This window comes from Roseibium sp. JB4-4 (assembly GCF_055693425.1).
In genome coordinates this window covers 2,435,465-2,451,119 of record NZ_CM146333.1, presented here as the reverse complement: position 1 = coordinate 2,451,119, position 15,655 = coordinate 2,435,465, and the positions used below count along the sequence as shown (strand labels likewise).

The following is a 15,655-nucleotide window of genomic DNA, read 5'->3' as shown; positions in this document are numbered from 1 at the left end:
CGCCGGAATTACAGAATTGCCTGCGTGTTTCGCTTCCATTTGAACAAGAAAAGAACACCGTCGGTTATAAAGTGGACAGCAATCACTCCCGTCGTGCAAATCTTGTAGAATGAGATTACGGAAATCTATTTGAATTATTTTGAGACGTTATTCGGTGGAAATAAGGACGACAACCCTTCAGATGCTGGTTATAAAGTAAATTGTGAGTTTTACTAAATAAGTATCCAGAAGAATTTGAATATTAAATGATTCATATTTTGAATTAACTGTTTTTTATCTATACCCATTATTAACTATAGATGTATTTGTGGCGACTATCGCAAAGATAGGTGTCAAATTTAACTGGTTGGAAAGCTCTCTGTCCTAGGGTGAGCTCATGTCCGATCGGACTAACAAAAGATCCGGCGGGCTTTTGAAGCTGTCAACTAAGTGGTACTTGGAGCAAACACATGAAATCTCTTATCAACCGTTTCGCAAAAGACGAATCTGGCGCAACTGCAATCGAATACGGCCTGATCGCTGGCCTGCTGTCCATCATCATTCTTGCTGCTGTGACTGCAACCGGTACGTCTCTGTCCGCTATCTTCACGTCTATCTCGACAACTCTGAAGACTGCAGACACCGCCATCAAGTAATGGATCGGAACGGCGCTCATGGCGTCGACGTCTTGAAACGTGAAACGGGCGGTTTTCCGCCCGTTTTTCATTTGATCCGCCCTTTGCGCGTTCTTAACGAATGTCTGGGATCTTTGGTCCGATGAAAATACTGTACTAATGGGTTCGATATGATCCAAGCAGCTGTTCTAGTGATTTTCCCGATGTTGGTTGCCTTTGGAGGTATCTCGGATCTGTTGACAATGACGATCCGGAACCGTGTTGCTATTTTGCTTGTCGCCGGATTTTGCATCCTGGCGCTTGCGACAGGGCTACCTATGCAGGCTTGGGGTTTGCACGCACTAGGAATGGCTGTGTTTTTCGTCCCTTGTTTTGTGTTTTTTGCATTCAACTGGATGGGTGGTGGTGACGTGAAGTTCATTAGTGCCATTGCACTCTGGATCGGATTCACACCTGAACTCGCCGCGTTTGCAGTACTTGTTGCCATATATGGAATGGTCTTGACCGTCGGAATGTTGCTGATGCGACAAAAACTGATCGTGCCGACTGTTCTTTTTCAGCAGGATTGGTTTGCGCGTTTGCATGATAGCAAAAGCGGTATCCCTTACGGTGTTGCGATTGCGATCGCTGGTCTGCAGATCTATTCGCACACAGCATGGTTCAAGCTGATCGGCTAAGAGAATCAGATCCTTCTGATCCGCAATTTTCTTCTTCAAATTAGTTTTTCGAGAATTTCGCAAGTGAAAATCATGCGTGATTTTTGGCTTTTGAAGTGCAAAATGCACTCTTTTAATAAGTTATTTAGTAAAGTTAACGGAAATTAACCAAAAACATGCAGATCTGGTTAACCATGTTTTGACCAATTCACCCGCACACTACGCGAGGTAGCGCAAATGCGCAGTGAATTATTGGGTATTGGTCATGAAACTGGCACGCATATTTGTTTTGGCAATCGCTGTGGTTGCCGGCTTCATCGCTTTCCGTTTGGTCATGTCCTCTGGTGGCGATAGTGAACCGCAAATCGTTCAAGAGCCTGTTTCAGAAAAGAACTCCAAGGTTCTGGTCGCCGCAAAAGACATAAGCCTGGGCGGAAAACTAACGGAAGAAGATCTTTCGTGGGCAGCTTGGCCGGAAGACGCGGTACCGCTCGGGGCCGTCACCGAAAAATCGAATCCTTCTGCCGACAACGAATATCAGGGGCGAATCGCACGAGTGCCGATTTTCGCTGGAGAACCTGTGCGCCCCGAAAGACTGATCAATACGGATAAAGGTTTCATGGCAGCGATCCTTCCGAAAGGAAAGAGAGCAATCGCTGTCAGCGTGGAGGCTGAAACCACTGCAGGCGGGTTCATTTTACCAGGTGACAAAGTAGACGTCATTCTGACGCGATCATCGGATTCTGGCGGTGCTCTGAGTGAGACTATTCTCGAAAATATCAGGGTTCTGGCAATCGACAGCACAACTGCTGGCGAACAGGATCAGAAAAACCTTTCGCCAAAGAAGACTGCGACTCTCGAACTAACTCTATCTGAGTCGGAAATCATAACGCAGTCGCAGCAAGTCGGAACGATCGATCTGGCGCTGCGGAGTGCCCAAGATTCAGCAGATGATGCGGAAGCGGACAATTCCAGGCGCCGAGGCGTAAGCTACGTGAAATATGGCGTAACAAGCCAGGCAGGTGCGCAATGAAACCCGGTCACAACAGAACGTCCAGTGTGAGGGGCGCAATGAAAAAGCAGATAGTCAAATTTGCAGCGGCAGCATTGCTGTTGGGAGCTTCGGTTGCGATGCCGGCAAGTGCGTCGCTGGCCGAAGGGAACTTTCCGAGCCAGGTCCATATCGCGGCGGGCGAAAGAGCAAGCGGACGCATTCTGAATGTAGGTGTCGGACGCTCCGTTGTCGTCAATCTTGCAGAAGATGCTGCTGATGTTCTGGTGTCCAATCCGGAAATTGCGGATGCGGTTCTCAGAACACCACGCAGGATTTTCGTAATCGGCAACACGGCGGGACAATCAAGACTGGTTCTCTTCAGCCGCAGCGGTCGCGAACTCGCAAGCTTCAATATTCGTGTTGAAAAAGATACCTCCGATCTAACCCGGATCATTCAAAAGCTTATCCCCGGGAGCAAGATCTCCGCAGAATCAGTGAACGGAAATGTGATTCTGAGCGGTTCGGCAAAGAGCACTCTAGAAGCCCAACAGGCGGCTGATATTGCGACAAAGTTTCAAGGTGCTAGCTCCGCTACTGAAGTAGTCAATCTCATTGCGGTTGAAGGCAAGGATCAGGTCCACTTGAAGGTGACGGTTGCCGAAGTCGAACGCACCATCATCAAGCAGCTCGGAGTTCAATTTTCCGGTTCCGTTGGAACCGGAAATTTCGCCCCGTTCTTTTCGAGCCTTCCAAACTTTACCGTCAACCCTTCTATCGTCAACCAGGCCACGGGCGGGACACAGTTCATTAGTGGGTCGAGCAATATCACGGCCCAGGTTCAAATGCTTCAGCGTGAAGGCGTCATTCGGACGCTAGCAGAACCTACGTTGACGGCAATCTCCGGCGAGAACGCAAGCTTTCTGGCAGGCGGTGAATTCCCGATCCCGATTTCGCAGGATGACGGTGAAATCTCGGTAGAATTCAAGAAGTTCGGTGTGGGCCTCGATTTTACCCCCGTTGTTCTCTCTGGCGGCAGAATTAGTCTTCGCGTCAAAACCGAAGTCAGCGAACTCAGCAACGAAGGAGCTGTCTCCGCAGGCGGCATCACAATTTCCGCACTGAAAGTTCGGCGCGCTGAATCGACCATGGAACTGCCATCAGGTGGAACTCTGGTCATGGCGGGCTTGCTTAAGGAAACTTACTCGCAAGCTGTCGAGGGAGTGCCGGGTTTGATGCAGATTCCGATTCTCGGCGCGCTTTTCAAAAGCCGAGACTTTTTGCGGGATCAAACCGAATTGGCGGTTTTCGTAACTCCCTATGTTGTTCGTCCTGTTGCTGCGAGCAAAATGGTGCGCCCAGACAAGAACCTTATACCTGCGTCCGATGCAGAGACGATTTTCTTGAACCGGTTGAACAAAATCTACAACCCGACTGGTGACGTGGCCGGCACGTATCACGGCCAGGTCGGCTTCATCTACAAGTGAGGACGGACGGATGAGTACACAAACGAAAGTCCGGTTTGCAACCGTATCAAATCCTGTTCTTGTCTTCCTCGGTTGTTTGACGATCGCGGGTTGCCAGAGCCAGTCACAAAATCCGGACGGCCTTTTGGCATCCAACGACTATCGTCTGCGCCACCCAATTGTGATCACCGAGGAGCCGGAAACCCTCGATCTTCCGATCGGTCGAAACACACGAAATCTCTACGGCCCAATCGAACACACGATTTCTGCTTTTGCGGTGGAATCCCGTAACAAAGGCAATGGTGTTGTCGAAATTCTGGTGCCTTCAGGTGGTGCAAACGACGTCGCAGTTCATGCTGTGACGCCCAGCATCCGGAAAGCCCTGCAAAACGGTGGATTGAGCCGGTCAAAGATCAGTACACGCACTTATGCTGTACAGGACCCTTCTGCGGATGCGCCAATTCGACTTTCTTACGCGCGAATGCAGGCAACAGCTGGAAAATGTGGCGCCTGGCCGAGAAACATCGGCGGCGGTATCGGTGAAAACACTGACTACGAAAATTTTGGCTGTGCATCCCAGGCGAACCTGGCAGTGATGGTCGACAATCCGTCTGACCTGATCACGCCAAGAGCATCGACACCTTCTGATCAGGCGCGCCGAGCTGTTGTCTTTGAGAACTACCGCGAAGGCAAGAAGACTGCATCTGAATTTGAAGAAGGTGTCGGAGCTTCTGTTTCCGAATAGGTGAAAGTATGAGCGCTAATCAGGATTTCAACGATATGGCCGGATATCTCGAGGCTGCGTCAACGCCGTTCGAACAGCAGCAAACGGTAAATGAAGAAGGCATGCAAATAGGTGCCATACCCCGGATAACCGTCCACGCCTTCTGTCTCAGTGATGCCACCATGCGGGTTGCGGAAGCTGCGATGGAAGATCGGCGCATGTCCAAGGCGCATCTGAAACTTGATTCTGGCGGAATTCCGGCAGCAATTTCAACGTTCGAGCAAGCGCCGACGCCCAATCTGATCATTGTCGAAACAATAGGTCAGCGTGAGGAACTGCTGACCAATCTCGACCATCTCGCTGAGTTCTGCGATGCGGGGACGAAGGTGATCGTGATCGGTGACGTGAACGATGTCACGCTTTATCGCGAGCTCATTTCAAGGGGAGTGAGCGAATATCTCATTGCACCGGTAAGCGTATTTCAGCTGATTGGATCGATCGGCAACCTCTATGCCGATCCGGAAGCAGAGCCGCTGGGAAGAACGATCGCCTTTTTTGGTGTGAAAGGTGGATGCGGCTCTTCGACCGTTGCCCATAACGGCGCCTGGTCGCTTGCCCGCAGTTTCCAGACTGAAGTTGTTGTAACAGATCTGGATTTGCCCTTTGGCACAGCGGGTCTCGATTACAACCAGGACCCGTTGCAGGGAGTTTTTGAGGCGGTCTCTTCGCCTGAACGCTTGGATGAGACCTTCCTTGATCGCATCTTGTCCAAATGCAGCGATCACCTGAGCCTTCTTGCTGCACCGGCAACACTTGAGCGCACGTATGATCAGAGCGAAAAGGCTTTCGAGCCGTTATTGGAAACAATGAAGTCAAGCGTTCCGCTCGTCGTACTTGACGTACCACACGTTTGGAACGCATGGGTCAAGGAAACGCTTCTGAGTGTTGACGAAATAGTTCTGGTCGCGGAGCCGGATCTTGCAAATCTGCGCAATGCTAAGAACACAGTCGACATGCTGAAACAACTGCGGCCCAATGATAGGCCACCGCACCTAATCATGAACAAGGTCAACGTTCCGAAGCGACCGGAAATCAAGCCCGAGGAGTTTGCCAGTGCGCTGGGACTTCAGGTTCAGGCATCCATCCCGTTCGAGCCGCAACTGTTCGGTACTGCGGCCAATAACGGGCAGATGATCGGTGAAATGGACAACAAGCATGCAATTGCACAAATGTTCGAGGACCTTGCGCAGTCGGTGTCCGGCAAGGCTCAGCCCAGCAAATCGTCGCGCTCAAGCCTCGGCGGTTTGTTGTCAAAACTGAAACGCAAGGCCGGATAACCGGTTTTCGACGGAGCAGATAGTTCGTTATGTTTGGAAGACGTGGCAGTTCATCGTCTGGACCTCAGACCCTCCGCCCGGCAGGTGTGCCAGGGTTGCAGGAAATACCTGTTCCGGCACAAGAAACCGTTAGAGCAGAAGAACCTGCGCCGCGACAGGTCCAGCCTGAGCCGGCCGCCAAGCCGGTAGCAGCGGCCCCACCGCCTCCGCCGCCAGAACCCGCTCAACCGGCACCGCAAGCGCGGAAGAAAAATAGCGAGTACTACGAAACCAAGGCGCAAATATTCAATGCTTTGGTAGAGGCGATCGACCTGTCTCAGCTGGCCAGGCTGGATGCGGAAGATGCGCGCGATGAAATTCGAGATGTTGTAAATGACATCATCGCGCTGAAAAACGTAGTCATGTCGATTTCCGAGCAGGAAGATCTGCTGGAAGACATATGTAACGATGTTCTGGGCTATGGACCGCTTGAACCGCTCCTGGCGCGTGACGACATCGCCGATATCATGGTCAACGGCGCTCAGACCGTCTACATCGAAACGCAAGGTAAGGTGGAACAGACCGGTGTTTCGTTCCGCGACAATGCGCAACTGATGAACATCTGTCAGCGGATCGTGAGCCAGGTTGGCCGCCGCGTGGATGATTCAAGTCCGATCTGTGACGCCCGTCTGCCTGATGGTTCTCGTGTCAACGTTATTGCCCCGCCGCTGGCAATCGATGGACCTGCACTCACAATTCGTAAGTTCAAGCGGGACAAGCTCACTCTGGATCAGCTGACCAAATTCGGTTCAATTACGCCGGAAGGCTCCACGATCCTGCAAATCATTGGACGGTCGCGATGTAACGTCTTGATTTCAGGTGGTACGGGGTCTGGTAAAACCACCCTGTTGAACTGTCTGACTGCGTATATCGAAAACACAGAGCGCATTATCACTTGCGAAGATTCCGCGGAATTGCAGCTGCAGCAGCCTCACGTTGTTCGTCTGGAAACGCGTCCGCCAAACCTTGAAGGTGAGGGCGAGATCACAATGCGCGATCTTGTAAAGAACTGTCTGCGTATGCGCCCTGAACGCATCATCGTGGGTGAGGTTCGTGGCCCAGAGGCGTTCGACCTCTTGCAGGCCATGAACACTGGTCACGACGGTTCAATGGGTACATTACACGCCAACTCACCGCGTGAGGCTCTGTCGAGGCTTGAATCGATGATCACCATGGGTGGCTTCTCACTCCCGTCCCGAACTTTGCGGGAAATGATTGTTTCGTCGATCGACGTCGTTGTTCAGGCAGCTCGCCTGCGAGACGGCTCTCGCCGTATTACCCATGTGACCGAAGTTATGGGCATGGAAGGGGACATCATCACCACTCAGGATGTCTTCCTTTACGACATGATCGGTGAGGATCCGAACGGCAACATAATCGGTCGTCACCGTTCAACTGGAATCGGTCGCCCGAAATTCTGGGAACGCGCCAGGTACTTTGGCGAGGAAAGTCGTTTGGCTCAGGCGCTGGATGCGGCGGAAGTGCCCGAATAGGTAACGGAATACTGTCTATGTCTGGACTTGAAGAATTTCTTACGCCCGAAGTCACCGGTATCGCCGTTGCACTGCTTGTCATGTTTGCGGTTGGCGGGATCATTTATAGTCTTTTTCAGCCAACGCTTTCCGGCAGCAAGAAGCGCGATCAGCGTATCGAAGCTGTGGCCGCACGACCGCAAAACGAAAACCAGCGTAATCAGTTGCGCGACACGGATCGGCGAAAGAGATCCATTCAGGATCAGCTGAAAGACTTTGAAGAACGCCAGAAGTCCAAACAGGACAAACAGAAAAAAGTTTCTCTCAAAGTCCTGATAGAGCAGGCTGGCTTAAGCTGGGAAATGAAGCATTTCATCATCTTCAGCATAATCTCAAGTCTGATTTTCTTCGTGGTTTCTCTAATTGCCTCAGGGAACCTATGGATCGGGATTGCGTTTGCCTTTGCCGGACTGCTCGGCTTCCCGCGTTGGTATATCGGCAACAAACGCAAGCGTCGGTTCAATGCATTTCTCGATGAACTGCCGAACGGCGTGGACATCATTGTCCGCGGTGTGAAAGCGGGTCTTCCATTGAGTGACTGCATCAAAGTTGTGGCACGGGAAGCACGCGAGCCAGTTGCAACAGAATTCCGAAAGATTACGGAAACGCAGGTGATGGGTATTTCGCTCGGCGATGCGGTTGGCAGATTGCCGGATCGCGTGCCTGTTGCGGAAGCGAATTTCTTCGCCATCGTGGTGGCGATCCAGCAAAAGGCTGGTGGCGGACTGGCGGAAGCACTCAGCAACCTGTCCAGGGTTCTGCGTGGCCGAAAGGCGATGAAGCGGAAAATCAAGGCTCTCAGTGCGGAAGCGAAATCTTCTGCTGCGATCATCGGTTCTTTGCCCTTTTTTGTCGGCGGCATCATCTATTTCATCGCACCCAGTTACGTGATGATCCTTTTTGAAACTACGACAGGCAACATCATCATTGCCGGCGGCCTGATATGGATGTTCACGGGCATCATGGTCATGCGGCAGATGATCAACTTCGATTTCTAGGGGCGGCGACATGGATCTTGATACAATCGTTTCGACCCAATTTGCCGCCGCTGTCCTTGCGATGATCGCAGTCACCGGTACGATTTTCTCTCTCGTGATGCCGCTCCTGTCACGCGACACTTTGAAGTCGCGCATGAAGTCGGTTGCACTGGAGCGAGATCAGATGCGAGCGCGCGAGCGTGCCCGTCTTCAGGCAAATCAAGGTGATGCGAAAGCGGCATTGCGCAACCAGCCGAAGGCGCAGATGAAGAGCTTGGTTGACCGCCTGAATCTGAAAGAAATGCTCTCAGATGAGAACACGATCCAGAACCTCAGAATGGCGGGTTATCGCGGCTCAGCACCTCTCTATTACTTCCTGACGGCTCGAATTGCGTTGCCGCTCGTCATCTTCGTGTTTGCGACCTTCTATGCTTTCGTGGTCATGCCGGACACATTACCGGCATTCTCAAAACTTTGTTTTTGTATCGCCTTTGCCGGCGTTGGAGCGTTTGCGCCCAACATTTATCTCAAAAACAAGATCGATAAACGTAAACTGGTGATCCAACGTGCCTGGCCAGACGCGCTCGACTTGATGCTGATCTGTGTTGAATCCGGCATGTCTATTGAAGAGGGCTTCAGGCGTGTTGCCGAGGAAGTCGGCGTCCAGTCCGTTGAGCTGGCCGAGGAACTGACACTCACGACTGCGGAACTCTCCTATTTGAGTGACCGCCGCATTGCGTATGAAAACCTTGCCAAGAGGACTGGTGTAGACGGTGTGAAAAACGTGATGATGGCACTTATTCAGGCCGAACGTTACGGTACACCGATTGGCACCGCACTGCGCACCATGGCAGACGACACACGCGAACAGCGGATGCAGTTGGCTGAGCAAAAAGCTGCGTCCCTGCCGCCGAAGCTCACGGTTCCGATGATCATGTTCTTCCTGCCGGTCCTGTTCCTCATCATCATGGGACCAGCTGTGATCCAGGTTATAGAGACCTTCTCCGAATAGGTGCCAAGCCTTTGACTGAAAGCACTCCTGCGAGGCGCGTTCCATCAGAGTTGGAGCGCGCCTTCTTTGTGTTGTTGAACTGAGTACAACGTTCCTGGCTCTCTCTCGCAATGTTGAGAAATGCCGCCATTCGACACAGGTGTTGGATGGGCAGTCCTGATTTGCAAGCCGAACGATGCGGGTCTGTTGGATCTATCGTTGTTTGCTAGGTCCTAAAGGCAGAACAGGCGCCCAATATAGGACGCCCGTTTCAGGCTTAGGTTTCACACTTGGAAGTAAAAGGTTCTCGGCTTTAACCCTGTCGCTTTTTCATCATTTCCTGAAGATAAGCGATGTTGGCCTGTGCCTGCCGCGGGTCCAGTTCTGCCTGAGCGACTTGGATGGCTTCGTCGTATTTTCCCTGAATACCAAGCACCAACGCCAGGTTCTGACGAACGCGGCTATCTGCACCCGGCAGGGTCGAGGCACGGCGCAGCGTATATTCCGCATCCGGCAGCTCATTGGAAAGCAGATAGGAAAGTCCGAGATTGTTGAGCAAGGTCGGATCATCGGGTGCGATCTTCAATGCCTGCTTGTAAAGGCTGCGCGCCTTTGCGTGCTCGCCGGTCTGATCAAGTATGGCCGCCTGTGCAGACATCAGTTTCCAGTCCGGTGTTGCCGGTTGCTGTGCACCTTGCAGCACATTGAGTGCTTCACTGAACCGACCGTTCATGGCCAGAACTTTTCCATATGCAGATGCGATTTCACGATCCTTCGGGTGGGCTATCACACCACCGCGCAACACCGCCATTGCCTGCGGCATTTGACCATTCTGGCTGAGGGCATTGGAATACCCAAGAATTGCGGCCCGGTTTTTCCGGTCCTTCTCATAGGCTTGCGACCATTTGGAAACGGCAGCCCGCGCGGAACTTGAGCCAGGTGTCGTATAGTGACCGCCGTTGGCAGGGGAGTGCGTGCCTGTGTTGGACTTGTTGGATGCGCATCCTGCAAGCAGCACAACCGCGGTCATCGCCATCAGCGTGGCATTCAGGCGTGAGCGTCGTTTCACGGATCCGGTTCTGGGCGCGTGCATCTTCAACATCCTTGTTGTCCGCAGCATTCTCGTTTCCCTATGAGAAATAGATAATTAACCCTAATGGATGGTTAAGCGGCATTGCGAAATGCGAAAATGCTGGTCCTGCCTGGCATGATGTTGCACCCGCGTCCTCATCGTCCTAGGTCTTGTGGTTGAAGACCTGTCTCTAATTTCGGAGTGCCAGACGTGCGCCAGTGCCTCGTTCGCAAAAGCGAAGTTAAAACTTCTACTCCCCTCATCGCGGTCACAGAGCAAAGCCTGCCTGGTATTCTGGCCGAGTTGGGGGACCCGGCCCGAGCCTGGTGCGAAGCCAACGATTACAGTGGAAAGGTATCTACCGTCCTGCTTGTTCCGTCCCAAAATGGCGGTTTTGCTGCTGTATTGTTTGGCGTACTGGAAGAGGGGTTGCCGCATGCCCTGGCGCTGGGAAGTCTGGCAAAAACTCTTCCCGCGGGAGATTACCATCTGGAGGATGACTTTCCGGATCCCGAACAGGCAGCTCTCGGGTTTGCGCTTTCCAGCTATTCCTTTGCTCGGTACCGCAGCAAGGATACCAATGAACGTCGCCTCGCAGTTCCCGATGCTGTCGATCTGGAACGAATCGGAACCATCCTTGATGGTGTTCAACTGACCCGAGATCTGATCAACACACCGGCAAACGATCTTGGTCCCGAGGAACTTGCAAAGGCAACAGCGGACCTTTTTGAGGCGCATGGTGGAAGCGGAAGGGTTGTCATCGGTGACGATCTTCTTGAGGAAGGCTTTCCGATGGTACATGCCGTCGGCCGGGCCAGTTCACGGGCTCCCCGTCTTGCCGATTTCAGCTGGGGTCGGGATGATGATCCCAAAATTACGCTTGTTGGCAAAGGCGTGATTTTCGACACGGGTGGATTGAACCTGAAACCCGGCTCTTCAATGAGCCTTATGAAAAAGGACATGGGCGGCGGGGCGAATGTGCTCGGGCTGGCATCCATGATCATGGGTGCTAAGCTGCCTGTGAGGCTTCGGGTGATAATCCCCTGTGTTGAAAATGCGGTCTCTGGTTCGGCCTTCCGGCCCGGCGACATTCTGCAAAGTCGAAAAGGCCTCTCGGTTGAAATCGGCAATACGGACGCTGAGGGCCGGTTGGTGCTCGGTGACGCGCTTACCCTGGCAGATGAAGACAAGCCCGACCTGCTTGTCGATATGGCAACGTTGACGGGGGCTGCACGCGTGGCCCTCGGTCCGGATTTGCCACCTTATTTCACCGACGATGAGGAACTCGCCGAGGATGTGGCGGTCTTCTCGGAAGCTGCCAGCGACCCATTGTGGCGCCTTCCGCTCTGGAAGCCCTACCTTAAGTATCTCGACAGCAAGATCGCCGACATCAATCACATAAACACGGTTGGAACAGGCTTTGCCGGTTCGATCACCGCAGCTCTGTTCCTGTCACGCTTTGTCGAAAACACCGAAAGCTGGATCCATTTCGACATTTACGGTTGGACGCCGATGGAAAAACCAGGAAGACCAGCGGGTGGCGAGGCTCAGGGCATCAGGTGTTTGTTCGACCTGATCACCGAAAAGTTCGCATCTGTAAAATAACGGCTCCGAAACGTTTTTGTGCTCTTATCGCTAAGAAAACGGGATGGAACCATTGATCCATGGCTGTCGATATTCGAGCGTCACAGGCGCTGAAATTGCTGCATGAAGTCAATCTGGCGCTGGTTCGCGACAGCGAACAGGATTTGTCTGCGCGCCAGATGACGATATTGCTCACCGTCTATCTGGAACCGCCGCCACATACGGTACGGGGACTTGCCGCGAAACTGAACGTCACAAAACCGGCCATCACGCGTGCACTCGACACGCTGGGGAGCATGCGCCTTCTCTCGCGGAAACGGGACGAAGCCGACAAACGCAATGTTATTATCACCCGTACGGTTGAAGGCGCGCTTTATTTGGAGCAGCTTGGAGATCTTGTGGTTGAAAAGGCCCAGGAACTGCCTCGCTGAATTTTGAAATCTGGCTCGTGTTGAGAAACCATGAATGAGACCCTTGATCGCCGTCGACATCCTGTCCGGCCTGACCTTGCCTCAATTGACTATGAGGGGCGTGTGCAGGTTAGCCGTTTCATCGAAGGAGAGATCTTTCAAGTAATGGCGGACCGTCTGGCCTTGCGGGCAGATCCCAGGTTCGACCTCTCGATCGACACCGAGGCCCTATGCGGCGAATGGGTAACAGTGTTCGAGCAAACGGCCGAGGGCTGGGCCTGGGGGCAATTGGACACCGACGGGTATGTCGGCTGGTTTTCATCCGATGGTATTGGTCCAATTAGAGCGGCAACGCATCGCGTCCGCGCCTTGCGCACTTTCCGCTACCCGGGTCCCGATCTGAAGTTTCCCCAGCTCGGATTTTTGTCTATGGGGTCTCTGGTTACTGTCGTCGACGAGACTGAGACGCGGGGACTGAACTACGCGCTCTTGAGCGATGGGTCTGCGGTCGTTGCAAAGCATCTGGTTTCGCTTGAAGCGCGGGATCACGACTGGGTGGCTGTTGCTGAGGAGTTTCTGGGCACACCATATCTTTGGGGTGGCCGGACAAGTCTGGGACTTGATTGCTCGGCATTGGTCCAGCTGGCGGCGCAAGCGGCCGGTATCGACATTCCACGAGACAGTGACATGCAGGAAGATGAGGTCGGTGAGGAGATCCCTCACGAAGATCCCTCGGCATTCCGGCGCGGGGACCTGATATTCTGGCGCGGCCACGTTGGCATTGTGACCCGCCCTAACGTGTTGCTGCACGCAAACGGAAACACCATGACAGTTTCGCATGAACCCCTGGATCTGGCCATCAAGAGGATTGCCGACACCGAATGGGGAGCAATCACGCGCGCTCGCCGCTTGCCGCCCGTGAGGTCCGCATAAGCTGTTTGGAACGACCCATGTTCAGCGCCAGATCAGATCGTTTCCGCAATTTCTTGCCATAGTACAGCAATGTCGTTTGTGCTGTTTGGCCGGCCGGCGCGGCGAAACCAGTAGGCTGCATTTCCAGGATCGTTTTCGATCAGGTGGCACAGACCATGGATCCAGTCATGCGCGGCTTCCCCTTCCGAGGCCTGACAGATTTCATGCGCCTTTTCCCATTCAGGGCCCAGCTTCAGCGTTCCTTTCTTCAACCACCAGAGCGCTTGTTGAGGTGGTGAAAAAGTGGTCGGCGGCTCGGTTTGGGAAACATCCATCGTCACTGCGTTGGGCATGGAACACTCCTATGATGAAACATGATGAGCCGCGTTGAAATCGGGCTAGTGCTATCAAAAACCGGGTTCAGGCGTCGTGCTGAAGTTGGACCAGTTTACGTTTCAAGGTTGGCAGGTAAACACCTGAAGCAAGCCGTCATTACTTGGGCGTTAGCGCCATCTGAGGCTCGGACGCGGCCTCCTCCTGTCCCTTTCCTTCAAGCTCCCCAAGCTCCAGGTCCTCAATCTTGCGGCTGCGCTTGGAGATCTTGTCGGTTGAAATAAGGATCTGATCGATGTCCTTGTTCGCCTGCGCAAAGTGGGACTGCAGCTTGCCAACCCTGTCGTTCAATCTGCTGACATCGGCAATCAGGTGCCCAACTTCCGCTTGAATGAGGTGAGCTTGTTCCCGCATCTTGGCATCTCGCAGGACCGATTGTATGACCTGGATCGACAACATGAGCAATGACGGTGAAACGATCACCACTCGTGCCCGGTGCGATTTCTGGACGAGATCCTCAAAGCCTTCGTTCAGTTCCGCGAAGACGCTTTCCGAAGGCACGAACAGAAACGCTGTATCCTGAGTTTCTCCCGGTAAAAGATATTTCTCGCCGATATCCTGAATATGTTTTGAAAAATCCCGTCGGAACTGGGCTTGTGCATATTTGAGCTGATCGTCGCTTTCTGCATTCCGGAGCAGATTGAATGCCTCCAGCGGGAACTTGGCGTCAACGGCAAGGGAAGGTGCCCCGTTCGGCATGTGGATCAAACAGTCCGGACGGCTGTTGTTGGAAAGAGTTGCCTGAAACGAATAGGTACTGGGTGCCATCTGGTCCTGAATGATGGCTTCCATCCGGCCTTGCCCAAAGGCACCTCGCGTCTGCTTATTGGACAAAATCGCCTGCAATTGCCCAACCTGACCGGACAGATCGGTAATCGTCCGCTGGGCGCGGTCGATGACGGCCAGCCGCTCGTGCACGTGACGCAGACCTTCCTGCGTCTGCTTGCTGGTATCGGCCATGGAAAGTCCAAGCTTGTGACCCATGCCGTCGAGCCGTTCGTTGACGGCGCGCATCATGTCCGATTGCCTGGAACCGAAGACTTCAGCCATCGTCTGCATGCGACCGGTCATCTCGCCCTGGCTTTTCAGCAATTGAGACAAGTGGCTTTCAAGTTCGTGGATGCGTTCGGCCGAGGCTGTGTCGGCCTCTGCACGCAAACGGATTTCACGCATGGTTTTCAGAACCAGCCAGACAATAAGCGTCAGCAGCAGCAAACCACCCGTGATCGCGGTTTCAAGAACCGTGACGGGACGTCCGCCAAACTCAAACAGGATCTCATTCATGAAACAAACATAGAACGATTCGGTGGACAGGCCCATCCAGCCGCCTGTCGAAGTACGTTGAAAACGGTTGGGAAGCAGCGGAATTCCGCGTTGACCGGCGCGGCGTGATTGCCTATGTCAGTCGCATGACGATACGCCCTATTATCACCATTCCGGATCCGGTCCTGCGCGAGATCTGCGCTCCCATCGATACTGTCGATGATGATGCCCGTGCGCTTGCTGACGACATGCTGGAAACAATGTATGAGGCCCCTGGCATCGGCCTTGCTGCCAGTCAGATTGGAATTTTAAAACGCATCTTCGTGCTCGATGTCGCCAAGGAAGACGCGCCGAAAGAACCGATGGTGTTCATCAACCCGAAAATCGTCTGGTCCAGCGAGGAATTGTCGGTCTATCAGGAAGGTTGCCTCTCGATCCCTGAGTTTTTTGAGGATGTCGAGCGACCGGCCGAAGTGACAATCCAGTTTCTGAACCGGGAGGGAGCTGAGCGGGAAATCAAGGCCGATGGCCTTTTGGCGACCTGCATTCAGCATGAGCTTGATCACCTGAACGGCAAGCTGTTCATTGACTATCTGTCAAAACTGAAGCGTGATCGCGTCGTGAAGAAATTCACGAAACAGGCAAAACAGGCCGGACGAAGCTAATCTCCGGGGAATAAGAAGGGGCAGAGCAT

General features: G+C 53.2%; 16 protein-coding genes. 13 read left to right on the top strand and 3 right to left on the bottom strand.

The genetic code is table 11. From position 1 onward, the window contains the following. Positions 1–449 precede the first annotated feature (449 nt). From ACZ1HV_RS11365 to ACZ1HV_RS11325, 9 genes are all read left to right on the top strand, one after another. Positions 450–635: a Flp family type IVb pilin gene (locus tag ACZ1HV_RS11365; RefSeq protein ID WP_298960549.1), complete on the top strand. Its 186-nt coding sequence runs from the start codon at positions 450–452 to the stop codon at positions 633–635. 149 nt (positions 636–784) lie between these two features. After that, positions 785–1,291: an A24 family peptidase gene (locus ACZ1HV_RS11360; protein WP_298960547.1), complete on the top strand. Its 507-nt coding sequence runs from the start codon at positions 785–787 to the stop codon at positions 1,289–1,291. 244 nt (positions 1,292–1,535) lie between these two features. Further along, positions 1,536–2,303, top strand: coding sequence for a Flp pilus assembly protein CpaB (cpaB, locus tag ACZ1HV_RS11355; protein ID WP_472718139.1), 768 nt, complete (start codon positions 1,536–1,538; stop codon positions 2,301–2,303). Between the two features lie 38 nt (positions 2,304–2,341). After that, on the top strand, positions 2,342–3,748 hold the full coding sequence (locus ACZ1HV_RS11350; protein ID WP_298822135.1) for a type II and III secretion system protein family protein: 1,407 nt from the start codon (positions 2,342–2,344) through the stop codon (positions 3,746–3,748). Positions 3,749–3,758: 10 nt separating this feature from the next. Further along, positions 3,759–4,472: a CpaD family pilus assembly protein gene (locus ACZ1HV_RS11345; RefSeq protein WP_298960544.1), complete on the top strand. Its 714-nt coding sequence runs from the start codon at positions 3,759–3,761 to the stop codon at positions 4,470–4,472. Between the two features lie 8 nt (positions 4,473–4,480). Continuing rightward, a complete protein-coding gene (locus ACZ1HV_RS11340) occupies positions 4,481–5,788 on the top strand; it encodes a CpaE/TadZ family protein (RefSeq protein ID WP_298960541.1) in 1,308 nt (435 codons plus the stop codon). 29 nt (positions 5,789–5,817) lie between these two features. Next, the gene (locus ACZ1HV_RS11335; protein ID WP_472718138.1) at positions 5,818–7,320 is read left to right on the top strand and encodes a CpaF family protein; all 1,503 of its coding nucleotides are present in this window, start codon (positions 5,818–5,820) and stop codon (positions 7,318–7,320) included. Positions 7,321–7,337: 17 nt separating this feature from the next. Then, entirely contained in the window at positions 7,338–8,357 is a 1,020-nt protein-coding gene (locus tag ACZ1HV_RS11330) for a type II secretion system F family protein (protein WP_298822140.1), read from the top strand. Positions 8,358–8,367: 10 nt separating this feature from the next. After that, complete coding sequence (locus ACZ1HV_RS11325; protein ID WP_298822141.1) at positions 8,368–9,348, top strand: type II secretion system F family protein; 981 nt, start codon at positions 8,368–8,370, stop codon at positions 9,346–9,348. 292 nt (positions 9,349–9,640) lie between these two features. Here the strand turns inward: ACZ1HV_RS11325 and ACZ1HV_RS11320 are convergent, their stop codons facing one another. After that, complete coding sequence (locus ACZ1HV_RS11320; RefSeq protein ID WP_298822142.1) at positions 9,641–10,447, bottom strand: tetratricopeptide repeat protein; 807 nt, start codon at positions 10,445–10,447, stop codon at positions 9,641–9,643. A gap of 162 nt (positions 10,448–10,609) precedes the next feature. On the opposite strand from ACZ1HV_RS11320, the gene ACZ1HV_RS11315 reads away from it, so the two are divergent. Genes ACZ1HV_RS11315 through ACZ1HV_RS11305 form a run of 3 tightly spaced genes read left to right on the top strand, consistent with a single transcriptional unit; the run spans position 10,610 to position 13,326 of the window. Next, positions 10,610–12,004 (top strand): leucyl aminopeptidase family protein, encoded by a 1,395-nt coding sequence (locus ACZ1HV_RS11315; RefSeq protein WP_298982736.1) that lies wholly within the window; start codon positions 10,610–10,612, stop codon positions 12,002–12,004. Positions 12,005–12,063: 59 nt separating this feature from the next. Continuing rightward, positions 12,064–12,414 carry a MarR family transcriptional regulator gene (locus ACZ1HV_RS11310; RefSeq protein WP_298822144.1) on the top strand — a complete coding sequence of 117 codons (351 nt, stop codon included), beginning with the start codon at positions 12,064–12,066 and terminating at the stop codon, positions 12,412–12,414. A 30-nt stretch (positions 12,415–12,444) separates the two neighbouring features. Then, a complete protein-coding gene (locus tag ACZ1HV_RS11305) occupies positions 12,445–13,326 on the top strand; it encodes a C40 family peptidase (RefSeq protein ID WP_298960532.1) in 882 nt (293 codons plus the stop codon). Positions 13,327–13,358: 32 nt separating this feature from the next. On the opposite strand, the gene ACZ1HV_RS11300 is transcribed toward ACZ1HV_RS11305, so the two are convergent. Further along, complete coding sequence (locus tag ACZ1HV_RS11300; protein ID WP_298960529.1) at positions 13,359–13,658, bottom strand: hypothetical protein; 300 nt, start codon at positions 13,656–13,658, stop codon at positions 13,359–13,361. Positions 13,659–13,797: 139 nt separating this feature from the next. After that, positions 13,798–15,018, bottom strand: coding sequence for a DNA recombination protein RmuC (locus tag ACZ1HV_RS11295; protein WP_298822147.1), 1,221 nt, complete (start codon positions 15,016–15,018; stop codon positions 13,798–13,800). A gap of 89 nt (positions 15,019–15,107) precedes the next feature. On the opposite strand from ACZ1HV_RS11295, the gene def reads away from it, so the two are divergent. Then, on the top strand, positions 15,108–15,626 hold the full coding sequence (gene def / locus ACZ1HV_RS11290) for a peptide deformylase (RefSeq protein WP_298960526.1): 519 nt from the start codon (positions 15,108–15,110) through the stop codon (positions 15,624–15,626). The last annotated feature ends 29 nt before the right edge of the window (positions 15,627–15,655 follow it).